The organism is Pseudomonas trutticola BRTCR10 (assembly GCF_056155105.1).
The window spans coordinates 4,886,352-4,910,403 of sequence record NZ_CM149552.1; the positions used below are offsets into that span (position 1 = coordinate 4,886,352).

The 24,052-nt window shown below is 57.9% G+C and carries 23 protein-coding genes and 1 tRNA gene; 9 read left to right on the plus strand and 15 right to left on the minus strand.

The features are described from left to right. Window positions 1-504 precede the first annotated feature (504 nt). Window positions 505-3,399, plus strand: coding sequence for a ribonucleoside-diphosphate reductase subunit alpha (locus ACVVH8_RS22205; RefSeq protein ID WP_213026327.1), 2,895 nt, complete (start codon window positions 505-507; stop codon window positions 3,397-3,399). Window positions 3,400-3,781: 382 nt separating this feature from the next. On the opposite strand, the gene ACVVH8_RS22210 is transcribed toward ACVVH8_RS22205, so the two are convergent. The 7 genes from ACVVH8_RS22210 to ACVVH8_RS22240 form a co-directional block, all read right to left on the minus strand. Next, window positions 3,782-4,054, minus strand: a complete 273-nt coding sequence (locus ACVVH8_RS22210; protein WP_475226325.1) for a hypothetical protein — start codon at window positions 4,052-4,054, stop codon at window positions 3,782-3,784. Window positions 4,055-4,650: 596 nt separating this feature from the next. After that, window positions 4,651-5,985 carry a flagellar hook protein FlgE gene (gene flgE / locus ACVVH8_RS22215; protein ID WP_103304090.1) on the minus strand — a complete coding sequence of 445 codons (1,335 nt, stop codon included), beginning with the start codon at window positions 5,983-5,985 and terminating at the stop codon, window positions 4,651-4,653. 30 nt (window positions 5,986-6,015) lie between these two features. Then, a complete protein-coding gene (gene flgD, locus ACVVH8_RS22220) occupies window positions 6,016-6,744 on the minus strand; it encodes a flagellar hook assembly protein FlgD (RefSeq protein ID WP_315448668.1) in 729 nt (242 codons plus the stop codon). A gap of 15 nt (window positions 6,745-6,759) precedes the next feature. After that, on the minus strand, window positions 6,760-7,203 hold the full coding sequence (gene flgC / locus ACVVH8_RS22225; protein ID WP_003227217.1) for a flagellar basal body rod protein FlgC: 444 nt from the start codon (window positions 7,201-7,203) through the stop codon (window positions 6,760-6,762). 3 nt (window positions 7,204-7,206) lie between these two features. Further along, window positions 7,207-7,614 (minus strand): flagellar basal body rod protein FlgB, encoded by a 408-nt coding sequence (gene flgB / locus ACVVH8_RS22230; RefSeq protein WP_053122819.1) that lies wholly within the window; start codon window positions 7,612-7,614, stop codon window positions 7,207-7,209. Window positions 7,615-7,982: 368 nt separating this feature from the next. Continuing rightward, on the minus strand, window positions 7,983-8,810 hold the full coding sequence (cheR, locus tag ACVVH8_RS22235; protein WP_103304088.1) for a protein-glutamate O-methyltransferase CheR: 828 nt from the start codon (window positions 8,808-8,810) through the stop codon (window positions 7,983-7,985). A gap of 46 nt (window positions 8,811-8,856) precedes the next feature. Beyond that, on the minus strand, window positions 8,857-9,789 hold the full coding sequence (locus ACVVH8_RS22240) for a chemotaxis protein CheV (protein ID WP_103304087.1): 933 nt from the start codon (window positions 9,787-9,789) through the stop codon (window positions 8,857-8,859). 82 nt (window positions 9,790-9,871) lie between these two features. Between ACVVH8_RS22240 and flgA the strand changes: the two genes are divergently transcribed. From flgA to ACVVH8_RS22260, 4 genes are all read left to right on the plus strand, one after another. Continuing rightward, window positions 9,872-10,633: a flagellar basal body P-ring formation chaperone FlgA gene (gene flgA / locus ACVVH8_RS22245; RefSeq protein WP_103304086.1), complete on the plus strand. Its 762-nt coding sequence runs from the start codon at window positions 9,872-9,874 to the stop codon at window positions 10,631-10,633. A 161-nt stretch (window positions 10,634-10,794) separates the two neighbouring features. After that, window positions 10,795-11,121, plus strand: coding sequence for a flagellar biosynthesis anti-sigma factor FlgM (gene flgM / locus ACVVH8_RS22250; RefSeq protein ID WP_103304085.1), 327 nt, complete (start codon window positions 10,795-10,797; stop codon window positions 11,119-11,121). Window positions 11,122-11,169: 48 nt separating this feature from the next. Further along, on the plus strand, window positions 11,170-11,637 hold the full coding sequence (locus tag ACVVH8_RS22255; RefSeq protein WP_103304084.1) for a flagella synthesis protein FlgN: 468 nt from the start codon (window positions 11,170-11,172) through the stop codon (window positions 11,635-11,637). Between the two features lie 92 nt (window positions 11,638-11,729). Then, the gene (locus tag ACVVH8_RS22260; RefSeq protein WP_103304083.1) at window positions 11,730-12,476 is read left to right on the plus strand and encodes a flagellar brake protein; all 747 of its coding nucleotides are present in this window, start codon (window positions 11,730-11,732) and stop codon (window positions 12,474-12,476) included. 243 nt (window positions 12,477-12,719) lie between these two features. On the opposite strand, the gene ACVVH8_RS22265 is transcribed toward ACVVH8_RS22260, so the two are convergent. The 4 genes from ACVVH8_RS22265 to ACVVH8_RS22280 all read right to left on the minus strand — a co-directional run bounded on the left by ACVVH8_RS22265 (window position 12,720) and on the right by ACVVH8_RS22280 (window position 17,907). Then, window positions 12,720-14,102 carry an MFS transporter gene (locus ACVVH8_RS22265; RefSeq protein ID WP_475226377.1) on the minus strand — a complete coding sequence of 461 codons (1,383 nt, stop codon included), beginning with the start codon at window positions 14,100-14,102 and terminating at the stop codon, window positions 12,720-12,722. Window positions 14,103-14,171: 69 nt separating this feature from the next. Continuing rightward, window positions 14,172-15,413, minus strand: a complete 1,242-nt coding sequence (locus ACVVH8_RS22270) for a glutamine synthetase family protein (RefSeq protein ID WP_475231216.1) — start codon at window positions 15,411-15,413, stop codon at window positions 14,172-14,174. A 200-nt stretch (window positions 15,414-15,613) separates the two neighbouring features. Then, window positions 15,614-16,306 (minus strand): sensor histidine kinase, encoded by a 693-nt coding sequence (locus tag ACVVH8_RS22275; protein WP_401303638.1) that lies wholly within the window; start codon window positions 16,304-16,306, stop codon window positions 15,614-15,616. After that, window positions 16,303-17,907 carry a tetratricopeptide repeat-containing response regulator gene (locus ACVVH8_RS22280; protein ID WP_103304079.1) on the minus strand — a complete coding sequence of 535 codons (1,605 nt, stop codon included), beginning with the start codon at window positions 17,905-17,907 and terminating at the stop codon, window positions 16,303-16,305. The genes ACVVH8_RS22275 and ACVVH8_RS22280 overlap by 4 nt, the downstream gene beginning before the upstream one ends. Window positions 17,908-18,134: 227 nt before the next feature. Between ACVVH8_RS22280 and ACVVH8_RS22285 the strand changes: the two genes are divergently transcribed. Further along, on the plus strand, window positions 18,135-19,511 hold the full coding sequence (locus ACVVH8_RS22285) for a lysozyme inhibitor LprI family protein (protein ID WP_475226379.1): 1,377 nt from the start codon (window positions 18,135-18,137) through the stop codon (window positions 19,509-19,511). A gap of 67 nt (window positions 19,512-19,578) precedes the next feature. Here the strand turns inward: ACVVH8_RS22285 and ACVVH8_RS22290 are convergent, their stop codons facing one another. Beyond that, window positions 19,579-19,965 carry a c-type cytochrome gene (locus ACVVH8_RS22290; protein ID WP_475226382.1) on the minus strand — a complete coding sequence of 129 codons (387 nt, stop codon included), beginning with the start codon at window positions 19,963-19,965 and terminating at the stop codon, window positions 19,579-19,581. A 141-nt stretch (window positions 19,966-20,106) separates the two neighbouring features. Then, window positions 20,107-20,183, minus strand: a tRNA-Arg gene (locus ACVVH8_RS22295). Window positions 20,184-20,478: 295 nt separating this feature from the next. Here ACVVH8_RS22295 and ACVVH8_RS22300 point away from each other — a divergent pair. After that, on the plus strand, window positions 20,479-20,706 hold the full coding sequence (locus ACVVH8_RS22300; protein ID WP_475226384.1) for a hypothetical protein: 228 nt from the start codon (window positions 20,479-20,481) through the stop codon (window positions 20,704-20,706). Between the two features lie 20 nt (window positions 20,707-20,726). Then, window positions 20,727-20,906: a PA3371 family protein gene (locus ACVVH8_RS22305; RefSeq protein ID WP_103304098.1), complete on the plus strand. Its 180-nt coding sequence runs from the start codon at window positions 20,727-20,729 to the stop codon at window positions 20,904-20,906. Here the strand turns inward: ACVVH8_RS22305 and phnN are convergent. Then, window positions 20,881-21,450: a phosphonate metabolism protein/1,5-bisphosphokinase (PRPP-forming) PhnN gene (gene phnN / locus ACVVH8_RS22310; protein ID WP_475231218.1), complete on the minus strand. Its 570-nt coding sequence runs from the start codon at window positions 21,448-21,450 to the stop codon at window positions 20,881-20,883. The genes ACVVH8_RS22305 and phnN overlap by 26 nt on opposite strands. Window positions 21,451-21,838: 388 nt before the next feature. Here phnN and ACVVH8_RS22315 point away from each other — a divergent pair, with 388 nt between their 5' ends. Continuing rightward, window positions 21,839-22,165 carry an Arc family DNA-binding protein gene (locus ACVVH8_RS22315; protein WP_003178899.1) on the plus strand — a complete coding sequence of 109 codons (327 nt, stop codon included), beginning with the start codon at window positions 21,839-21,841 and terminating at the stop codon, window positions 22,163-22,165. Window positions 22,166-22,409: 244 nt separating this feature from the next. Here ACVVH8_RS22315 and mgtE read toward each other — a convergent pair whose 3' ends face one another. Continuing rightward, window positions 22,410-23,852 carry a magnesium transporter gene (mgtE, locus tag ACVVH8_RS22320; protein ID WP_103304077.1) on the minus strand — a complete coding sequence of 481 codons (1,443 nt, stop codon included), beginning with the start codon at window positions 23,850-23,852 and terminating at the stop codon, window positions 22,410-22,412. Window positions 23,853-24,052: the final 200 nt, after the last annotated feature.

A 24,052-nucleotide genomic window follows, 5' to 3' on the forward strand; every position in this document is an offset into this window, starting at 1 on the left:
CTCAGCAGGTTCGCGGCCTACACGCGACTTCGCCGTTTCGCACACAATTTACGCACAGGTTTATCCACAGGCTATACATTGCAATAGCCCCCCAAAACGCATTATCTTGTAGCCCGCGCTCAAAAAAACCCTACATGTAGGGGTTGAGACAAAAAACCAAACACAAACCGGACAGTGAATTCAAGGCTTTTTATTGCCATTGTCGGGTTGAACCAAACGTATTTTCACAAGCCCAAACCGCGCCTGCGGATGGCTACCGTTTTTCAGTCGGCAACGACGATAACGGTACGGGTGTTGCAGTCTGAAACTGCGCCCCGAAAGGAATGCGGTTTGACGCGGATCGCGCGAACCGAAGACTTCGGCATGGAAGCGGCGCCCACAAGGCCCCCTTCCTGAACTGTCCCGAAGTCGTTATGCCCGGCGCGTGCCGGTTGTAGTGCTTCAGGACGGAACGGTGGGCACCGTGATGGTGCCCAAACAAACATAGAGAACGTGGAGACACCCATGCAAACCGACACAACTCGCGAGAACCCGCAGGGCACCTTGCCGCAGGCCGCCGATTCGACTTCGGATCTGGCAGCCACCGCGCCTGGTCAACTGCGCGTGATCAAGCGTAATGGCACTGTCGTTCCTTACACCGATGACAAGATCACCGTCGCTATCACCAAAGCGTTTCTCGCAGTTGAGGGCGGCACCGCTGCCGCTTCGTCGCGAATCCACGACACCGTTGCCCGCCTGACCGAACAGGTCACCGCGACCTTCAAGCGTCGCATGCCATCGGGCGGCACCATCCACATCGAAGAAATCCAGGACCAGGTCGAACTGGCCCTGATGCGTGCCGGCGAGCAGAAAGTTGCTCGCGACTACGTGATCTATCGTGACGGTCGTTCGAAAGAACGCGCCGCCCACGCCCCGGCCGAAGAAGCGGTCAACGCGCATCCGTCGATCCGCATCACCCGCGCCGACGGCAGCCTGGCACCGCTCGACATGGGCCGCCTGAACACCATCGTCACCGAGGCCTGCGAAGGTCTGGAAGAAGTCGACGGCGACCTGATCCAGCGCGAAACCCTGAAAAACCTGTACGACGGCGTGGCCCTGACCGACGTCAACACCGCCCTGGTGATGACTGCCCGTACTTTGGTTGAGCGCGAGCCGAACTACTCGTTCGTGACCGCCCGCCTGCTGATGGACACCCTGCGTGCCGAAGGCCTGAACTTCCTCGAAGTCGCCGAAAGCGCCACCCATCACGAAATGGCCGACCTGTACGCCAAGGCGCTGCCGGCTTACATCGCCAAAGGTATCGAGTTCGAACTGCTGAACCCTGTGCTGGCCACCTTCGACCTGGAAAAACTGGGCAAGGCGATCAACCACGAGCGCGATCAGCAATTCACCTACCTGGGCCTGCAAACCCTGTACGACCGCTACTTCATCCACAAGGATGGCGTGCGTTTCGAGCTGCCACAGATCTTCTTCATGCGTGTGGCCATGGGCCTGGCGATCGAAGAGAAGCAGAAAGAAGATCGTGCGATCGAGTTCTATAACTTGTTGTCGTCGTTCGACTACATGGCTTCGACCCCGACACTGTTCAACGCCGGTACCCTGCGTCCACAGCTGTCGAGCTGCTACCTGACCACCGTTCCGGACGACCTGTCGGGCATCTACCACGCGATCCACGACAACGCCATGCTGTCGAAATTCGCTGGCGGCCTGGGCAACGACTGGACGCCGGTACGTGCACTGGGCTCGTACATCAAAGGCACCAACGGCAAGTCGCAAGGTGTGGTTCCGTTCCTCAAAGTCGTGAACGACACGGCCGTCGCCGTTAACCAGGGTGGCAAGCGCAAAGGCGCTGTCTGTGCCTACCTGGAAACCTGGCACATGGACATCGAAGAGTTCATCGAGCTGCGCAAGAACACCGGTGATGATCGTCGTCGTACCCACGACATGAACACTGCCAACTGGATCCCTGACCTGTTCATGAAGCGTGTCTTCGATGACGGCAAGTGGACCCTGTTCTCGCCATCCGAAGTTCCGGACCTGCACGACCTGACCGGTAAAGCCTTCGAAGAGCGCTACGAGTACTACGAAGCCCTGACCGAGTACCCGGGCAAGGTCAAGCTGTTCAAGACCATCCAGGCCAAAGACCTGTGGCGCAAAATGCTCTCCATGCTGTTCGAAACCGGCCACCCATGGCTGACTTTCAAAGACCCGTGCAACCTGCGTAGCCCGCAGCAGCACGTCGGCGTGGTTCACAGCTCGAACCTGTGCACCGAGATCACCTTGAACACCAACAAGGACGAGATCGCCGTTTGCAACCTGGGCTCGATCAACCTGCCAAACCACATCGTGGATGGCAAGCTGGACACCGCCAAGCTGCAACGCACCGTGAACACTGCCGTGCGCATGCTCGACAACGTGATCGACATCAACTACTACTCGGTGCCGCAAGCGAAGAACTCCAACTTCCGCCACCGTCCGGTGGGTCTGGGCATCATGGGCTTCCAGGACGCCTTGTACCTGCAACACATCGCCTACGGTTCCGACGCTGCCGTCGAGTTCGCCGACAAGTCGATGGAAGCGGTCAGCTACTTCGCGATCCAGGCGTCCTGCGACCTGGCTGACGAGCGTGGCGCGTACGAGACGTTCAACGGCTCGCTGTGGTCCAAAGGCATCCTGCCACTGGACTCGCAACAGATCCTGATCGAACAACGCGGCCAGAAGTACATCGACGTTGACCTGAACGAAACCCTCGACTGGGCACCGGTTCGCGCCCGTGTACAGAAAGGCATTCGTAACTCCAACATCATGGCCATCGCACCGACCGCGACCATCGCCAACATCACTGGCGTATCGCAGTCGATCGAACCGACCTACCAGAACCTGTATGTGAAATCGAACCTGTCGGGCGAATTCACCGTGATCAACCCGTACCTGGTTCGCGACCTCAAGGCTCGCGGTCTGTGGGACTCGGTCATGATCAACGACCTGAAGTACTACGACGGTTCGGTTCAGCAGATCGAGCGCATCCCGCAAGAACTCAAAGAGCTCTACGCGACTGCCTTCGAAGTGGACACCAAGTGGATCGTTGACGCCGCCAGCCGTCGTCAGAAGTGGATCGACCAGGCTCAATCGCTGAACCTGTACATCGCTGGCGCCTCGGGCAAGAAACTCGACGTGACCTACCGCATGGCTTGGTACCGTGGTCTGAAAACCACTTACTACCTCCGTGCCCTGGCCGCGACCAGCACCGAGAAGTCGACCATCAACACCGGCAAGCTGAACGCTGTTTCCAGCGGCGGCAACCACGGTGACGATTCGGTTCTGGCCGCTCCAGCCGGTCCGGCGCCAGTGCCAAAGGCTTGTGCGATTGACGAGCCGGATTGCGAAGCTTGCCAATAAGCTGAGCACGTTCAGGTGCCGAAAGACACCTGAATGAAAAAAGCCCCTGACAGACCTCTGGTTTGTCGGGGGCTTTTTTTTGCATCAGTGTTGAGCCAGATAGATCTGGGTTGGCTGACTGGCCGCCGTTGCTGGCAAGAGCAAAGCCCCCCCTTCTGCTGTCCACCACTCGACGGGATGAGCGTCGGCTCGACAGCAGCTCTTGATATTAGAGGCCGTTTAGGGGATTGGGGTTTGGGGGTTGTGAGCATATCCGTTGCTGCGGGTGTTGCTGATTAGGGTTCCGCCCTTACGGCGGGTCACTTTTGGCAAACGCCCCAAAAGTAACCAAAAGGGCTGCTCCCTGACGTACGGCACTTCGCCTAGGCTCAGTGTTCCCTCGCTACGGCGTCCATCCGGGGGCATCGCCTCCGGTTTGCTTCGCTGCACCTCCTCTCGATGAATGCGGCTTCGCCGCACGGCGCTGCGCGCCTACCCCGGATGAACACCTCCGCTCGGCCTGCCGATGGGCCTGAAGATCAAGATCAAGATCAAGATCAAGATCAAGATCAAGATCAAGATCAAAAGCCAAAGCCAAAGCCAAAGCCAAAGCCAAAGCCAAAGCCAAAGCCAAAGCCAAAGCCAAAGCCAAAGCCAAAGCCAAAGCCAAAGCCAATCAAAAGATTGCAGCCTTCGGCAGTGCCTACAAGGCATAAGTACAACCGCCAGAGCTTGGTCGACTGTCAGGTCGCCATCGCTGGCAAGCCAGCTCCCACAGGGGTGGAGTACAACCGACAGAAACAGGTCGGCTGTCAGGCCGCCATCACTGGCAAGCCAGCTCCCACAAAAAAATGAGTACACCCCCGCACGCGGCGCATGCCGCCCCACTCAACACAATGAGCGTTAGCTCGAGTACCGCTCTTGATCTCAAGCGCCCGTCGGCAGGCTGAGCGGAGGGATTGATCCGGGGGTGGGAGCGCAGCGACCGTTTGGCGAAGCCAAACACATCGAGAGGAGGTGCAGCGAAGCAAACCGGAGGCGATGCCCCCCGGATCGATCCCGCAGCGAAGGAACCCGAGCCACAGCGAGGGCCGTACGTCAGGGTAAAGCCTTTTTGGTTACTTTTTCGGCGTCTGGAAAAAGTGACCCGCCGTAAGGGCGGAACCCTAATCAGCAACACCCGCAGCAACGGATATACCCCCAAAACCCAAAACCCACCCCAAAAAAAAGCCCCTCAAAAAGAGGGGCTCCTTGAACAACCAAAAACCCGACTCAGGTCATCTGAATGATGGTCTGCATGATGGTGCTCTGAGTCGAAATAGTCTTCGCGTTCGCCTGATAGTTGCTCTGACCCTTGATCAGATCAACCAGCTCATTGGTCAGGTTAACGTTCGACTCTTCCAGCGAGTTAGACGCGATCGAACCCAAAGTACCGGTTTCCGGCGCATCGTAACCCGGGATACCCGAAGCGAAAGTCTCCTTCCAACTGGTACCGCCAATCGCCTGCAAGCCCTGTTCGTTGGTGAAGCTCGCCAACGCAACCTGGCCGATGGCCTTGCTCTGGTTGTTGCTGAAGTTGGCGAACAACGTACCGGTGCCGTCGATGGTCAGGTTGGTGATCTGGCCAGTGGCGTAACCATCCTGAGTCGGGATCGAACGCGCGGTGTCAGCGTTGTACTGAGTGGTCTTGGCCATCGAAATGGTCACGCCCTTCGTGTTCGCCGCTGCGCCGTTAGGCACAAAGGCGCCGTTGATCACGTTGCCCGGTACCCAGCCTTTGAGCGTCAGGTCGCTGCTGATGATCGGCTTCGTGGCATCCGCCGGATTTGGCGTGCTGACCTGAAGCAAGTTGCCGGACGAATCGAATGTCAGTGTCGAAGCAACCGGATCGACCTTGGTTGGATCGCTACCGGCTGCATCCGGGTTACGACCATCTACCAACGTGTAAACCTTCCAGGTGTTCTCGCCAGTCTTGACCATGTACTGATCCATGACGTGCGAGTTGCCCTGCGTGTCATAGATCGGGGTGCTGAAGCTCTTGGTGTATGTCTCAAGCTTGCTCGGATCAAACTTGACGGCGGTGGCGCCCGTATCAACGATCACCGGTGCCTTCGAGTTCAGGTTGATGCTCGAAGTCACCAGGGAAGTCGACTTCGGCGCCAGGTTCGAGGTATCGATCTTCAGGTCGGTCAATACGCCGTTGATGATCTTGCCGTTGGCATCCACACCGTAACCCTGCAGACGCGAGGTGTAGTCGGTGTTGGTGATGTAACCGGCGTTGTCGACCTTGAACGTACCGGCACGGGTATAGGAAATCGAACCGTTGTTGCTCATGGTGAAGAAGCCGGAACCGTTGATGCCCATGTCCAGCACGTTACCGGTGTTGTTGATGTCACCCTGGGTGAACTGCTGAGAAACGTTGGCCAGGCGCACGCCGTTACCGATCACTTTGCTGCCGCTACCCAGGCGAGTGGCCGAGTAAACGTCTTCGAATTCTGCACGGGACGATTTGAAACCGGCGGTCGCGACGTTGGCGATGTTGTTGCCGGTCACGTCCAGTTGCTTGTTGGCTGCATAGAGACCGCTAAGGCCGATATTGAAAGACATATTCCACTCCTTTGTGCCGGTTAATCGGCTCTATATACCAATGGTTTGTACTTTGGACAGGGCAACGGTGCCCTTGCCAGCGAGGTTGAGCATCAGCTCGCCACCGGTCTGGCTGATGGTCACGCTGCTGACCGTGGCTGGCAGATAGGTCGCCAGGTCCGTCGCGGTGCCATTGATCGGCGCACTGGCCTTGAAGGTGTAAGTTCCGGCAGGCACCAGCGCGCCGTCCTTGTCCTTGCCATCCCAGGTGAAGCTGGCGTTGCCGGCCGCGCGACTGCCCAGATCGATGACGCGTACGGCTTTGCCATCCTTGTCGGTAACGGTCACGGTGCCGCCAGCGATGGACGTCGACAGGTTCAACGAACCGGTAAGGCCTTTGCTCGGATCATCGAGTTGCGCGCTATTGGTCTGCACGATCACGTTGCGACCCACCAGCGAAGATGCCTGCAACGCTTGCGAAGAGTTGTAGTTGCCGGCCAGGCCACTCACGGTGGAGTTCAGCGTGGTGATGCCTTCCAGGCTGCTGAACTGCGCCAACTGCGCAACGAACGCGCTGTTGTCTTGCGGATCGAGCGGGTTCTGGTTTTTCAGCTGGGTAACCAGCAGTTGCAGGAACGCATCCTTGCCCAGCGCCTTGCCGCCAGTGGCGCTGTTGGTGGCCGAGGCGATGCCACCCGTGGTCGTACTGCTCGTTTTTTTCGAGGAGTTCGCCAGGATGTCCTTCAGGCTCAGGGAGCCGGTGGAATCGGTAACACTCATGACAGTCGCCCCTTATTACTGACCGAGGGTCAGCACCTTCTGCATCATGGTTTTGGCGGTGTTCATCATTTCGGCGTTGGTCTGGAACGACCGGCTCGCGGAAATCATGTCAGCCATTTCTTCCACCACGTTGACGTTCGGGTAGTAGACGTAGCCCTTGGCGTCGGCGGCCGGATGGTTCGGCTCGTAACGCGCTTCGAGATTGCTCTGGTCTTCGACCACGCCGAGCACCTGCACGCCTTGACCGGCGGCATCCTGGCTCTGGAACAGCGAGTTGCTGCCGCTGTTCTGGCCACCCTGGAACATGGTGGCGAACACCGGGTGACGGGCGCGATAGGTCTGGTCGATGCTCGACGAGACGGTCTCGGCGTTGGCGATGTTCGAGGCCACGGTGTTCAGACGCGTGGTCTGTGCGCTCATGCCGCTGCCGGCAATGTTGAAAACGCTGGACAGGGACATGGATTACTCTCCGCGCAGGGCTGACACCAGCCCTTTGAATTTGCTGTTGAGCAGGGTGAAGCTGGCCTGGAAGCCAACGGCGTTTTCCGCGTAGTTCGACTGTTCCAGTTGAGCGTCCACGGTGTTCTGGTCGATCGACGGTTGCATCGGCGTGCGATACAGCAGCGATTCGTCGCCATTGCCCAGACCTTCAGCCTCGATGTGACGGCTGTTGGTCATGTTCAGGGCGATGGTGCCGTTGGCGTTCTTCTGGGTCTGTGCTTCAAGCACTTTGGAGAAGTCCAGATCCCGAGCCTTGTAGTTCGGGGTATCGGCGTTGGCGATGTTGTTCGCCAGGACTTCGGCACGCTGGGCGCGGAAGCCAAGAGCCTTTTCGTGAATGCCGAGCGCTTTATCGAAGCTGATGCTCATGTCGGGAACCTTCGGGTGACCGGTTTTTCGTAACTGAGCTTTAGCAAGCGCCGTGCCAATGCGAGAAACGCCCGAAAACCGGGGGCTTGCGCCGTGCCGGCAAAGCGGCAATGCCAGAAAAGCGGCAACCGGTTTCCGCCGCATGCCGCTTTTCTGCCGCTTGCCTGCGTTCTATCAGCCAACACTGAACCCTGTGGGAGCGGGCTTGCCCGCGATGGCGGTATGTCTGGTTAATTTAAATCGACTGACATGGCGCTATCGCGGGCAAGCCCGCTCCCACAGGGTTTTGCGGTGATTCCAGCTTGAACGCCAGGCATAAAAAAAGGGAAGCCTTTAGAGCTTCCCGTTTTTTTGTGTTGCCGATGCAATCACTTCGCCTGGTAAATGATCCCCGGGCTGCACTGGACCATCTGGTAATGATCCGGCAAACCGTTCAGCGCTTCGGAAGCGCCAAGGAACAGATAACCGCCCGGCTTCAACGTACTGTGAATGCGCAACAGGATGTCTTTCTTCACCTCGGCGGAGAAGTAGATCAGCACGTTGCGGCAGAACACGATGTCGAACTTGCCCAGGCTTGCGTAGCTGTCGAGCAGGTTGAACGAGCGGAATTCCACCCGATTCTTGATCGGCGCCTTGATCACCCAGCGCCCCGGCCCTTTCGGGTCGAAGTAACGCTGCAGGCGTTCCGGCGACAAACCGCGACCGATCGCCAGGCTGTCGTACTCGCCAGTCTTGCAGTTGGTCAGCATGAGGCCGGACAGGTCAGTCGCAACAATCTGCACGCCCATCTTCAACTGACCGAGGTTGCTGCGCTCGAACTCGTCGATCGACATCGACAGCGAATACGGTTCCTGACCCGACGAGCACGCCGCCGACCAGATCCGCAGACGCTGGTTGGGACTGGCCTTGATCGCCTCGGGCAGCACCTTGTTCTTCAAGACTTCAAACGGATAGGTGTCACGAAACCACAGGGTTTCGTTGGTCGTCATGGCATCGACCACCTGCTCGCGCAAACCGCTGCGCGGCTGGGTCTGGATGCGCTGTACCAGCTCACCCAGGGATTTGATGCCTTGCTGCTCCATCAGTTTGTTGAGACGGCTCGAGACCAGGTACTGCTTGTTTTCACCGAGCAAAATGCCACAGGCTTTTTCCAGGAATACCCGGAACTGTTCGAAATCCAAATTACCCGTAGACAATGATGCCGCCTCTTAAATCGTGTTGACCGCCAGGGGCAAAAGGCCCCTAGCTGATATCTGCTGCTTTGATCCGGTCGACTACCCGGGATGCCAGGTCATCAGGACGGAATTTGGCCAGGAAGTCATCAGCACCGACTTTCTTGACCATCGCCTGATTGAATACCCCGGACAACGAAGTATGCAGGATGATATGAAGCTTTTGCATGCGCGCGTCGCCGCGGATCTCCGCCGTCAGGGTGTACCCGTCCATCTCCGGCATCTCGATGTCGGAGATCATCATCAGGAACTCTTCTTCCGGCTTCTTGCCCTCGTCGACCAGCTTGCGCAGGTAATCCAGCGCCTGCTTGCCGTCGTTCAACGCCACCACTTCGACGCCGATCGTCTGCAGGCAACGCGTGACCTGCTTGCGCGCCACCGACGAGTCATCGACCGTCAGCACCCGCAGCGACAACGCCTTGGTCTGGGTCTCGACATCGACCACGCCGACCGAAATCGCTTCCGGCGTCGGTGCGACTTCCGCCAGCACTTTCTCGACGTCGATGATTTCGACTAACTGATTGTCCACCCGAGTCACAGCGGTCAGGTAATGATCGCGACCGGTACCCTTGGGTGGTGGATGAATCTCTTCCCAGTTCATGTTGACGATGCGCTCCACCGAGCGGACCAGGAAACCCTGGGTCTTGGTGTTGTACTCCGTGATGATCACGAACGGGTTTTTCTTGTCTTTCAACGCACCCGAGCCGGTGGCCATTGCCAGATCAAGGATCGGAATGGTCGCCCCCCGGATATTCGCCACCCCGCACACGACAGGACTGGACTTGGGCATCAACGTCAGTGACGGGCATTGCAGCACTTCCCGCACCTTGAACACGTTGATGCCGTAGAGCTGCTGACCGTCGAGACGGAACAACAACAGCTCCAGGCGATTCTGCCCTACCAGTTGCGTGCGCTGGTTCACCGAATCCATTACACCAGCCATGCCCAGACTCCTACACCAACGCCAAGTGTTGTTGCGACGCACATTCATTGCTAAACGGCACGGCGCTTGCTTTTTAACTCGTATGAACGCTCAAACGACATTTTTTCGACGCCTGACATCTCCCCTTCGCAGAGGGCTTTGCGCGGTGTCCGCCGTTTGCTTCTTTTTCGCTGGCAGCCCTGCCATTGCTGATGCGGTTACCTTGCCTGACATGCTTATCGGCGTCACTCAGGGCTTTCTTGAGTTCACCGTAGAAGACTATCTGGCTACCAGTCAAACGGAAGGCCGTTACGAAATCGAAGTCAACCAGCTCGACCCCCGTATGCGCATGCCTATGTGCGACAAGGAATTGACAGCGTCGCTGGAGAGTCCGGCACGTCCGCTGGGCCGGGTAACCGTCAAGGTTCGCTGTGAAGGCAGCTCGCCCTGGACCGTGTTCGTGCCCGCTCAAGTCCGCCTGTTTCGCGAGATTGTGACCACCACCCGACCACTCAAACGCGCCGGGATTATCGAGCCGCAGGATGTGACCTTGCGTGAACGCGACATCAGCGTGATCAATCAAGGTTTTCTGACCTCGGTAGACGAAGCGATCGGGCAAAAATTAACCCGACCAACGGTCGCCGATCAGGTCATTACCCTGGTCCACCTCGAACAGGCAGAAGTCGTGCGCAAGGGCGATCAAGTGGTCATCACCGCCCGCAGCGGCACGCTTGCCGTGCGCATGCCCGGCGAAGCACTGGCCAATGGCGGTTTGAAAGAACAGATACGGGTGAAAAACCTCAACTCCCAACGCGTCATCAAGGCGCAAGTCACCGCGCCGGGCCAGGTGGAAGTCGCCATGTAAAACACTCATGAGAAAACTGGCGCGGACCCCGTCGCTTCCCTAAACTGTGCCGCAGCAGGACACGCGACGGCGCATGCAGACTCATTGGCAAATGAGCCTAAAGTTTTCCAGGGGATGGCCGAAAACATGGCAAGCGTCCAAATTCCCAGAGGTTTTTTATCATGGTCATCGATTTCAGCCGTTTGAACAGCTCCTCGTCCCTTACGGGCAGTACACGTACCAGCAACGCCAAGGAAACCGCCGAAACCGGCACTTCGGCGCCGCTGAATACCCCGGCCGAAACGGCCAGCACCGTAAAAAGCGGGGAATCGGTACACCTCAGTAATGAGGCTCAACAGTTGCAGAAGGTCACTGACAAGCTGCGCGATCAGCCTGCTGTCGACAAAGCCCGTGTGGCTGAGTTGAAAGCCGCGATTGCCGATGGCAGCTATAAAGTCGACAGCAACCGTGTAGCCAGCAAACTGCTCAACTTCGAAGCCCAGCGCTAGGCTTTCGCCGGCGCCAGGCTTTTGGACGCTTAAAACCCAAGGCCAGCCATGCACGACACTAACTTACTGCAACTGATCAACGACGACTTTGCTCCAGCTCAAGATTTGCTGGAGTTACTGCAAACCGAGTCCCTCGCCTTGCACGGTCGTGACATGCCACTGCTGGAAGAAATTCTGGCGCGCAAACAGGCGTTGATCATTCTGCTTGAACAGCATGGCCGCAAACGCAGCGAAATTCTCGCCAGCCTTGGCCTGTCGACGGATCGCCAAGGTCTCGAGCAACTGGCCAGCCAGTCGAGCATCGGCGCGCAGTTGCTGACGCAAGGTGACGCATTGACCGATCTTATCGCTCAGTGCCAGGCCGCCAACGTCAAGAATGGCCAATCGATCCAGATCCAGCAGGCCACCACGGCCAATCAGCTGAAAATCCTCACCGGCGGCGAACCGCCAGCGCTGTATGACGCCAGCGGCACTTTCGCCAAACCTGCCAAGCCACGTACGCTCAGCCAGGCGTGAGCCATTCGACGGGCCCGCACTACCAACCCGTGAAACATGCTGGCAAAATGCTGGCTAGCCATCGTCAAATTTTGTCTGGAGATTGAGAAAACGTGCCAAACGCCCTAAGCGCGGATGATGCTCCGCAGCCACCAAAGGTGCTCACCACGCCACTGGAAATCTCCAGCAACCTGCGCCAACTGCAAGATAGCCACGACCCGCTGATCATCACGTTCCACGAACGCAGCCAGCGCTTCCAGAGCTACCTGATCAAAGTCGACCGCGACAGCGCCTCGATTGCCCTCGACGAAATGATCCCGCGCGATGGCGAACGCTTCCTGCTCGCCGGCGAACCGTTCAGGGTCGAAGGTTTCCATGAAGGCGTACGCATTGCCTGGGAATGCACCGGCACGCTGAACATCGAAGAGTCCGACGGTGACCGCTTTTATACCGGCGAGCTACCGACCGAGGTGGTTTACCACCAGCGCCGTAACGCTTTCCGCGCCGCACTGAAACTGACCGATCTGGTCAGCGTCGAACTGGGCGGCGAGAAGCTCAAGGCGCCGATCAACGGCAAGTTGCTGGATATTTCCGCCACTGGCTGCAAGTTGCGTTTCGAAGGCGACATCACTGACCGCCTGCAACTGGGCCAGGTCTACGACCGCATGATCGCCCCGCCGCTGTTCGGCAACCAGCCGGCTTCGGTTGAACTGCGGTATCTGCACTTCGAAGAAAAACTCAACATCACCTTCGCCGGCCTGCGCTTCCACAACATCAGCGGCCAGGCTGCACGCAACGTTGAGCGTTTCGTTTATCAGTTGCAGCGTGAAGCCCGGCGCTTCGATAAAGACGATCTCTGAATCGAACGCATCGGCATAAATAGAAAGGGCAGTCCTTGGCGGGACAGCCCTTTTTATTTCCAACAAAATACCCGATTCCGAATGATTACTTGTGGCGAGGGGATTTATCCCCGATAGGGTGCGAAGCGCCCTCAAAACCATTCAATGCGCTGTATCAGTGAAATCCGGTAGCCCGGGTCGGGGCCACTTCGTGTCCCATCGGGGATAAATCCCCTCACCACAGGGGAATTCCGTCGGCGCTCGTTAAGGCCTGGCACCACTGATATCCGGCGCGGTTTTTTCGCTATCGTCATCCGGGCCTGCTACCACCTCAGACTCAGGTTCTTTCTCAGGTTCTGGCTCGGGCTCAGGTTCCGGCGTCACCGTATTCTGCATCTGCTCCTGCACCACCTGCTCATCAACACGCGGATCCAGCGCAGCCACCAGCGGCGAACTCGACATGCTGTCCGGCATCGCGACGTGATGCAGCGGTGCATCGTCGACCTGATGCAGGTTGGTAACGGCTTTCGGACGGATCCGCCACACCAGCACCAGCGCGAAGAAGCTGAAGAACGCGTACAGGCTCTGGCTGCCGAGAAACTTCATCAGCACACCCGCCAGTAGCGGACCGATACTGGCACCGACTCCGTACGTCACCAGCAGCATCGCCGTCAGCGACACTCGGCGATCCCCTTCGACGTGGTCGTTGGAAAATGCCACGGCCAGCGGATACAAACAGAACTGCACCAGCGAACAGAGGAAGCCGACCACAAACAGCACTTCCAGCGGCACCTGCGGCAGGATCGCCAATGGCAACGCCGCCACTGCGAGGAACCCGGCAAAGCAGCGGATCAGCAGCGCGCGGTCGTAACGGTCTGACAACCAGCCCAGAGGCCACTGCACCAGCAGTCCGGCAAAAATGCAGCTACCCATGAACAGACCGACCTGCTCGGTCGACAAACCTTGCTGCGAGGCATACAACGGTGCCAGACCATAAAACGAGCCAATGATCAGCCCCGCACCGAGCACCGTGCTCAACGATTGCGGCACGCGCTTGATAAAGAAGCGCGGCTCCATTGGCGCCGGATGCAACGGTGCCGGGTGAATACGCCGGGTCAGCGTCACCGGCACCAGACACAGCGCAAAGCACAGCGCGACCAGCATCAGCAGTTCCAGCCCTAGGCCGGGATGCATGACCAGAATCAACTGACCCAACACCAGCCCCAGATACGAAGCGATCATGTAGCCACTGAACACCAGGCCGCGCTGGTTGGCGTCAGCCTGCTCATTGAGCCAGCTCTCGATCACCATGTATTGGCACATCATGCCCAGACCGACAATGGTCCGCAGCACCAGCCACGCTGGCAACCAATCCACCAGACCATGGCCAAGCACCGCCGCGCCGACAATCCCGGCACACGCCGAATACGCGCGGATATGCCCGACCCGGGCGATCAACCGGTGGCCGATCTTGCCGCCCAGCACCAGACCGAAATAGTTGGCCGCCATCAGCGCACCGACCCACAGTCCGTCAACATGGTCAGCGGCCAGGCGCAACGCCAGGTAAGTAGATAGAAGGCCCGAGCCGATCAACATCATCAGCGAGGCGAAATACAGCGCTCGAAAGGATTTCCAGATTTGGCGCATCGGCGTTCCGAGCGGCTCCTTGCAGTAAATATCGGGCTACCAGAACGATAGCCCGATGGCGACGTTACGTCAGGCCTGGGCTGCTAGAACACGTCGTTCCCAGGGAGTGATTTCATCAAAGAAGCTGGTCAACTCCATGGTCTTCGAAGCGATGTAGCCTTCGATGAACTCCTGCCCGAACAGTTCCCTCGCCAATTGGCTACGTTTCAGACGCTCGAGCGCGGCATGCAAGGTACACGGCAGTGCAAGATTGTCCGGCACCTCGAATTCACCCTGAATCGCTTCGCTCGGCTCAAGCTCATGTTCGATGCCATGCAAACCGGCGGCCAGACTGGCGGCGATGGCCAGATACGGATTGGCATCGGCGCCCGGCAAACGGTTTTCGACCCGACGGGCAACCGGCGAACTCGCAGGAATCCGCAATCCCGCCGCACGGTTATCGTGGGACCAGCAAGCATTGTTCGGCGACGCATACGGATGGCACAGGCGCTGGTAGGAGTTCACATTCGGGGCGAACAGCGCGGTGAAATCCGCCATGCCGGCCTGCTGTCCGCCGATGAAGTGGCGGAACATTGCGGTCGGTTCGCCACGCTCATCGCTGAAGACATTCTTGCCGGTCGCGATGTCGACCAGGCTCTGGTGAATGTGCATCGAACTGCCCGGCGTGTGCGCCAGTGGCTTGGCCATGCACACCACGGTCAGGCCATGTTTGAGCGCAACTTCTTTGAGTAGGTGCTTGAACAAAAAAGTCTGGTCGGCCAGCAACAGGGGATCACCGTGCAACAGGTTGATCTCGAACTGGCTGACGCCCATTTCGTGCATGAAGGTATCGCGCGGCAGGCCGAGGGCCGCCATGCATTTATAGACTTCGTTGAAGAACGGCCGCAGTCCGTTGTTGGAACTGACACTGAAGGCCGACTGGCCATCCTCGCGACGACCATCGAGGCCCACTGGTGGACGGAACGGTTGAGTCGGATCGGTATTCGGCGCGAAGACAAAGAATTCCAGCTCGGTCGCCACCACCGGTGCCAGGCCTCGCTCGGCATAACGGGCGATGACTTTCTTGAGTTGACCACGGGTCGACAGATTGGAGCTTTCGCCAGTCAATTCATCGGCGTCGCAAATGGCCAGGGCACGCGGGTCATCACTCCACGGCAAACGATGGATCTGGGTCGGTTCGGCAATCAGAGCGAGATCGCCGTCATCGCTGCCGTAAAACCGCGCTGCCGGATAACCGCCCATGATGCATTGCAGCAGCACACCCCGCGCCAACTGCAAACGCCGCCCTTCGAGGAAACCCTCGGCGGTCATCACCTTGCCCCGTGGTACGCCGTTCAAATCCGGCGTAACACATTCAATCTCATCAATGCCGGTCAGTCGCTGTGCGAGTGAACGCTGGCCATCGGTTGTCATGACGCAATCCTTGTTATTGTGCGAGCCGCGAACGGCGACCCGTACAAAATAGGCTCCGGCTGTTCGGAATATCAAGCAGCGTCAAACAAAATCCCGCGTCACGGTAAATAAAGGCTAAACACCCCGCCGCCCAACGGGCCGCCATTGCTGATTTCGGTACGCCCTTCGACGCCATTGCGTTGATGCAGTGCGGCGATGCGGTGGGCGAAATACAAGCCCAGACCCGTGCTGCCACTGCTGTGATTGATGCCTTGCACGTAATCGGCCTGACGTTCGAGCATCTCGGGCGGATAACCGTCGCCATCATCATTGATGCTCAGCACAAGTTGCCCGGCTTCGTCGCTGACGGTAATCAGCAACGATTCGCGAGCATAACGAATCGCGTTGTTGATGCAGTTACCGAGCACCGAGGCGATCAGTTCGCGATCAAAGAATCCCAGCGGACTCAGCGGATCAACTTCATAAGTGGCAATGATCCCGCGACTGGCGAACACCTCTTGATGCGCCGCCAGTTGCGCTTCGATGAAATCATCCAGTTCGTGATACGCCGGCTGCAACGGCATCTGGTTGACGCCGAGCTTATACAGCCCGAGCAACTGCACCAGCATGCCGTTGAGGTGGGCAAATTCGAAGTCGATCACGCCCTGCTCCGCGCCATTGCGCTGCCCCTCGGGCAAACGCGCCAGCCATTGACTGTGGGCCTGCATCAGCATGGCCAGGGAGTTCTTCATGTCGTGGACGGTGGAGGCGATCACCGTGGAAAAATCCAGAGATTGCTCGTCTTGGTTCATTCGCCAAACGCCTTGCTTTTCAGCTTCTGATAACGCGCAAAACGCGCGTCGGTGTCGGGCATCAGGCCGACCATTTTCAGGCAGGCCCGACATTCTTCCAGCTCCGCCGACGGCACACTGGTGTCGGTGCCGTGCAGCAGCGACTGGGCCATGTTCAGCGCGATACTGATGTTCTTCGGTTGCATCTTCAGCGCCTTGCGGAACACCTCGCGGGCCTCCACCAGGTTGCCGGTCTTGTACACGCGCACGCCCTGACGGTTGAGGTCGGCGGCAGCGTTGCTGGAACTGAGGATAGTCGGGTCATCGGTGAGCTTGGCGATGTCTTTCATCACCGCCGGATCGTCGCCGTAAATTTCCGCGCAGCTCTTGAGCATCGAAGTGCCCGCCTCGGCCTGACCGAGCATCTGCAATTGCTTGGCGACCAACAGCGCCGCTTCCGGGCTCATGAACTGCTCCATGCCGTCGAGACGCATCAGCGCCTGCTCGGTGAGCTTGTCGGCGGTTTCGGCGTCGTTGAGCAACAGGCTGGTGGCCTTCATCAAACGCGCGCGAATCTGCAAACCAGGGTCGCTCGGGTTCTCTTTGGCCACCGCACTGAGGGTGGTGTTGATCTCCAGCCGCGTGCGCGTATCGAGACCGCGCTCGCTGCCCTTGCTGATCAGCGCATGGGCCAGGCCCAAGTTGCTTTCCGGGTCCTTGAAACGCGACTGAGCGCCCTGCGATACAGCCTGGCGGTAAGCCCGCGAAGCGGTGTCGAAATCTTCGTTGGCCATCGCCAGCTTACCGAGCAACGCCTGCCGGCGCACCGCCAGCGGCGACAACCGAATCGCCTCTTCCAGCACCCGTTGCGCGCCTTTGGTATCGCCCTCGGAAACCAGCACATCGGCCATGCCGTCGTACAGCGCCGGCATCATCGGGAACACCTTCAGCGCCTTCTCATAAACGCCCTTGGCCTGCGCCACTTGTCCGCGCTTGAACAGCAACTTGCCCAACCCGGCAAACGCCCACGGCAATGGCCGATCAGCAATGATGCTGTCGTAGAGGCGTTCCAGCGCTTCGTTCTGATTCAAATCGCGCAAGGCATCGGCGCGATAGCGCAGGCACAGCGGCGAATAGCGAATGTCCTGTTTGCACAGGGCGATGCAGGCGTTGAGCACCTCGACCGGTTTGCCACGGTCGAGGGCTTGCAGAATCGGTTTGAGCAACGTCTTGCGCTGCTCCAGACGCTCCAGCCGCTGAGCCAGGCCTGAGCGGTTGAACGGTTTGGTCAGGTAGGCATCCGGCTCGTGTTCCAGGGCACTGAGCACCATCGCCTGACTGGTTTCGGCGGTGACCATGACAAACACCGCTTCATGGCTGATGAGCTTTTCCAGCATCAGGTCTTCCAGCACCTGCTGACCGTTCTTCTTGCCGTCGCCGAGGTGGAAATCCTGCAGGATGAAATCGTAGGACTTCTGCGCGCACATCTTCAGCGCCTGCTCGCCGGTGTCGGCGGTGTCCACGTCCTTGACCCCAAGCTCACGCAGCATCGAGCGCACGGAACTGCGGAAATCCGAGAAATCATCGACGATCAGAAAACTCTTTTGGTGATACGACAGCATCGAGGATTTCCAGGCAATTGAAGTAGATGAACCGAGGCAACTTTCAGGCGCGCAGATGATAGCTGGAGGCCAAATGCTATCAAGCGATTTCACACGCGGCCGATGAGATTGCAAGAGCCGTTCGGGTTATCGGCCAGAAGTGCCGATCCCTGAAGCGCACGCTTCAAGATTCCTTGCGCAGCGATTACCCTGCGCGCCTGGCAACTTCCCACTACAAGGCTGACCTCGTGTACCTCAAAGGACGCTACATCGTGTCCGCTTGTGCGCTGCTGTTTATCCAGCACGCCATGGCGACCGGAATGGACTGCACAAAAGCGGCGAACGCCGTCGAAAAGACTATTTGTGCCAATACCGCTTTGTATGAACTGGATACGCAGATGGGCGAGGTTTATCGGGATCTGATGAAGGCTTCCGTCGAGACTCGAGCGCAACTGAAGAGCACGCAACGGCTTTGGTTGAAAACGCGAAATGAGTGCGCTGAGGATGTTTCGTGCCTGGATCAGCGTTATCGCGAACAGCTGAAAAGTTTGCAGGCGCAGTGGGCTGAAGTTGTCGCCCAGCAGCCGACCGGCGTCGACAAAGAGGTACTGGATGATCTGCAAAAGCGTATTCAGGCGGCCAGTCAAAATGATCCGGAGTTTGCTCTGGAACGGACGCTCGCTTCACTGACGATAAAAAGCCCTGAGACGCTGTTTTCCTCAGAGCCTGACGACGATCAGTTCTCTGATAAAACCCACATCCCTAAGCGCATCCCCAAGGGTGTTTCCCCCGACGAGTGGAAAGCTTTGAGCGCCACGGACTTCGAGGCTGAAACTGCTCAGGGCCCAACGTCGTTCACCCTGCTGGATCTGGACAATGACGGGCAACGCGACCTTATCGTTCAGACCTACACCGGTGGCACCGGCCTGTTCACGTTCGTGGAAATCTTTCACCGTGATGGCGACCGGTTCACCCGCAGAACCCAGGCGTCCGACGGCGAATCCATTGGCGGCTCCCTCTACTCCCTCAACGAGCGTGGCTCCAACCAGTCTGTGAACTGGATCAGCCTTCGCGGCAAGGTCTACGCCGCCTATCGTGACAGCTGGTACGGCGTCGATAACATCTACCTGCTCAGTCCGTGGCAACCGAATCACTTGGTGCCCAAGCTGACGGTTCGTTATCGCTATCAACTCAGCATCCCTCGCACTCAGCCTGATGATCAGCACAAAAGCACTTATAAACTGAAACCAGACCTACACCGGGCACTCACCCAAGGCTTGGCTACAGTCGAGGAAGAAACCTCCGACACCGGGCAAGAGCGAAAGCCCATGTGCCCGATTCCTCCGTCCGCCACCGACAGCGAGGAATATTACGGTTACGGCGCAGGCTATTACGCCATCGAGCAAGTCGCCGACTTCCCGGTGATCATCGGTAGCGAATGCTTTATTGCGCGACTGAATAACTGGTTCGGCACCTACAGCGCAAAGGATGGCCTGTATGCGCAAGTGACTCTGCGCAAGCCAGGCGCGATAGACCAGGAGCGCGATTACAAGGTCAATGGACGTCGGCGCATGACCACGATCAGCACGTCCATCAGCAAACCCGGAGGTGGTGCTGAGGAATAGCCCTGACGCCTGCCCCATGAAAAAGCCCCGACAGATGAATCCGTGCGGGGCTCTTTTCATCTGAACGTCATCGACTTTTTGCAATCACAGCCGTCATGTATTGATTCAGATCGCGAAAATCCTCAACCGTCCAAACGTGCGGCGGCACCTTCACAGCGTTCTCGCGCAATGTTCTGGGGATCAAGTCCCCGTTTGGGCGAAGAATGACGGATGACACGATAACGCCCGGATAACCCTTCAGGCGTTGTTTGAAAGCCGAGGTTGTCAGATCGGGCGTCGGTGGATTGCTTTTTTTCGCCAAGGGGCCTGATGCCTTGAGATCGCCGCCGTGGCACATGGCGCATCGCTGCGAATAAAGATTCTTTCCGTTGACGTTATCCGCGAAGGATAGCGGCGTCTGGCTCAGCGATAAAAACCCTAGCGACGCAACGAAGAATATTTTCAGGCCATCCATTGGCATCATCCTTAAGCCGCGAATACGAAAAAGCCCCTTCCGGATCATCCTGAAAGAGGCTTTATTTGTTCCTTCTGCAGCCACGCTGCTGTTGCAGATCAGTAGCCGTCAGAAGAATGGCCAGACAAGGCCGGAATAATATGGTGTCCCAGGGCAGGTTCGAACTGCCAACCTTCCCCTTAGGAGGGGGATGCTCTATCCAATTGAGCTACTGAGACACGGGGTTGTCGCGGCTGAACGCCACGCGACGGACGGCGTGCATGTTAACGGCAGGGCCCCGATTTGTCATGTCGTCCGTAGGGCTTTTTAAGTGTAGGCAGGCGCCCTGCAATGCTGCGGGAAGTTTTACCGTGCATTTTGCACTACCGCAAAACGCCATCATTGCAGAGTGCAACCTCGTCAATCCGAAAAACCCTGCCAAATGCTTGTTTTTAAAGGACTTAACAGCGGTTAGACTGTTGGCACGACGGCTGCTTTGTCTGTTCCATAGAAGAACAATCGGAGCACCGCGCCATGAACAGCACTCTCTTGCTTGCAAACGCAATCGCATTGACGGTTTTGGTCGGTACTCACTTTGTTCCAGAGCGCGCCGAGCCGGTCGCCCAACGCATGCCGCATTACTTGCAGGTACAACGAGCGCCGCAGTTGGCGGTGTTGAACGAGCGGAGCTTCGCGCCTCAAGCGGTCAGCGAGCCGCAGCAGGCAATGTCAGCACACGTTTCCGAACGTCTGGTTTTTTGAAATATTTTCAGGAGTACAGCATGTCCAAATCAGCAGCAGGATTTCTGATCCTCGCCTTATTGAGTGGCGTTGTGCATTTTTCGCTGTTCGAGGAAACCGAAATCACCCTGCCCCTGGTTGGTTGTGGCGTGTTTGCGGTGTTGTTCGTGCTGGCGCTGGTCGCCGGGCGCAAGATCAAATTTGATCCGGTGTTGCGTTGATTTTTATCCATTCCAGCAGTTGATTGACGGCGTCTGCCAGGGCGCCCGAGTTATCGATCAGGTGGACGGGCTCATCACTTGATCGTCTGTCCTTGAACAGCGTATTGCGGGCCAGTCTCGCGTCGATTTGCTCCAGCGTCTCGCGGCCCCGTCTGAGCAGTCGCTCACGCAAGACCTCATCCTTCACCGTCAATAAAACCGGCAGCAGTGTCGGATAGCGCTCAAGTGCCTGCCGCAGGTTGGCGCGAGAACCATTCACCAACACATGTCGCCCGGATTTCAACCACTCGTCCATTTGTGCGGGAATGCCATAGGCGAGGCCATTGGCCTGCCAGGCGAGGGAAAAATCGCCTGCCCGCTGGCACTGTTCGAACTCTTCTGGCGTCACGCCAATTGCGTCCTCGCCCACCGATTCCGCTGAGCGCGTGATCACTCGACGCATCACTTCGCAGTTCAACGCACGAAGTGGCTCACGGGCGGCCTCAATCAGGCTGTCCTTGCCTGAGCCGGACGGTCCCATCAGATAAATAAGCCTGCCATCCATCTTGAAAACGCCCTCCGGCATGCTTCAGCGCTAGTAAATCGGCAAATTGCCACTATCCTGTACAGGTAAGGAACAAGGATCGAAAGCCGCATAGCATGCACGTTCTGAGGTCTTCGGACATCAACTGATGTGCACTTGGAAGCGGTCAGTCATGCGGGTGAAGGCAAAGTTTTCAAACCAGTCCGCATTTCTGATAATTGGTGCTGGCATTACGCCTTTACCCGGCTCAATATTTGTCACAGAATTGACGCCAATGATCTGGCAATTTTGAGGCATGATGCCGGCCTCTTAACAATTCAGGTTGAACCATTTGGCGCGGATGCTTGTCCTACCACACATCCTGCGGCCAATTCCGAGAACCGCTCCCCTGAACTAACCGGTTAAATATATGCGCCCATTGAAACAGGCAATTTATTCCAGCCGTACGGCTGACAAGTTTGTCGTACGTCTGCCAGACGGAATGCGTGAACGCATTGCCGAGGTGGCTCGCAATCATCATCGCAGCATGAACTCCGAGATCATTGCGCGCCTTGAGCAGAGTCTTATTCAGGAAGGCGCACTGGGCGAAGAGCTGAGCATGCGTCTGGACAGCCCGGAGCTGTCGTTGCACGAGCGCGAGCTGCTGCAACGCTTCCGTCAACTGTCTCACCGTCAGCAGAACGCGTTGGTGTCCTTGATCGCCCACGACGCTGAAATGGCCGCAGACGCGTCCTGAGCCACACCGAACAGCTCAAGCCAGCATAAGTGCTGGCTTTTTTTTGCCTGCGATTTGACACGTTAGCCGCCAGGCACACATTCGTGGTGAGGGGATTTATCCCCCGATGGACTGCGAAGCGGCCCAAAAAAAGGGACTGCTGCGCAGTCCATCGGGGATAAACCCCCTCGCCACAGGTTACCAATCACCCATCAGACAGGCACAAAAAAGCCCGCCATTCGGCGGGCTTTTGCATTGCAGCGAATCAGAGCAGGAAGATCGTCGCCAACCCCAGGAAGATGAAGAAACCACCGCTGTCGGTCATTGCAGTGATCATGACGCTGGCCCCCATTGCCGGGTCGCGCCCCATCTTCGCCAGCGTCATCGGGATCAATACCCCCATCAACGCCGCCAGCAACAGGTTGAGGGTCATTGCCGCAGTCATCACGACGCCCAGCGACCAGCTGCCGTAAAGCAGGTAGGCGACCACACCGATGACCCCGCCCCAGACCAGACCATTGATCAGCCCGACCGCCAACTCTTTGCGCATCAGACGCGACGTGTTGCCGGTGCTGACCTGGTCGAGCGCCATGGCACGCACGATCATGGTGATCGTCTGGTTACCGGAGTTGCCACCGATACCCGCCACGATCGGCATGAGCGCCGCGAGCGCTACCAGCTTCTCGATCGAACCTTCAAACAGGCCGATCACCCGGGACGCAACGAACGCGGTAATCAGGTTGACCGCCAGCCACGCCCAACGGTTACGCAGCGATTTCCACACCGACGCGAAGATGTCTTCCTCTTCACGCAGACCCGCCATGTTGAGGACTTCGCTTTCGCTCTCCTCACGAATCAGGTCGACCATTTCGTCGATGGTCAGACGGCCGATAAGCTTGCCGTTCTTGTCGACCACCGGGGCGGAGATCAAGTCGTAACGCTCGAACGCCTGAGCGGCGTCGTAGGCATCTTCGTCCGGGTGGAAACTCACCGGATCGCTGGCCATGACTTCAGCAACCTGTTTGTCCGGGTCGTTGACCAGCAAACGCTTGATCGGCAGTACGCCCTTGAGCACGCCGTCGTAGTCGACCACAAACAGTTTGTCGGTATGGCCGGGAAGCTCTTTGAGACGACGCAGATAGCGCAGAACCACTTCGAGGCTGACATCCTCACGAATGGTCACCATCTCGAAGTCCATCAGCGCACCGACCTGCTCCTCGTCATAGGACAAGGCCGATCGCACGCGCTCACGCTGTTGGTTATCCAGACTCTCCATCAGCTCATGGACGACGTCTCGCGGCAGCTCGGAGGCCAGGTCAGCAAGTTCGTCGGCGTCCATGTCCCTGGCGGCCGCCAGGAGCTCGTGATCGTCCATGTCGGCGATCAGCGTTTCACGGACCGAATCGGATACTTCGAGAAGAATGTCGCCGTCGCGGTCAGCCTTGACCAGTTGCCAGAGCGTCAGACGATCGTCCAGCGGCAAGGCTTCGAGAATGTAGGCGACGTCGGCGGAGTGCAGATCATCGAGCTTGCGTTGCAGCTCGACGAGATTTTGCCGGTGAACCAGGTTTTCAACCCGGTCGTGATGCGCGCCTTCCTGGCGATGAGTCAGGTCTTCGACGACCCGTTGGCGCTGCAGCAGCTCAACGACTTGAGCCAGGCGATCCTGCAGGCTTTCCTGTGTTTTCTTTACTTCGATTTCAGACATAGGCGAACTCCACTCCCAGCAGCGGGGCACGCCGGAAGGATCAATCAGTCAATTCATGATTGGTGAAACGAGGTACTGAGTAACTACTGGGTAAGTCCATGGAGGTTTTCCATAAGCCCCGGCGGGGCTGACGGGCGCAATGATACACCGCCTGACGGTTTTAAACGTTAAAAAATCGTGGCCGAAACAAGCGCTTGCGA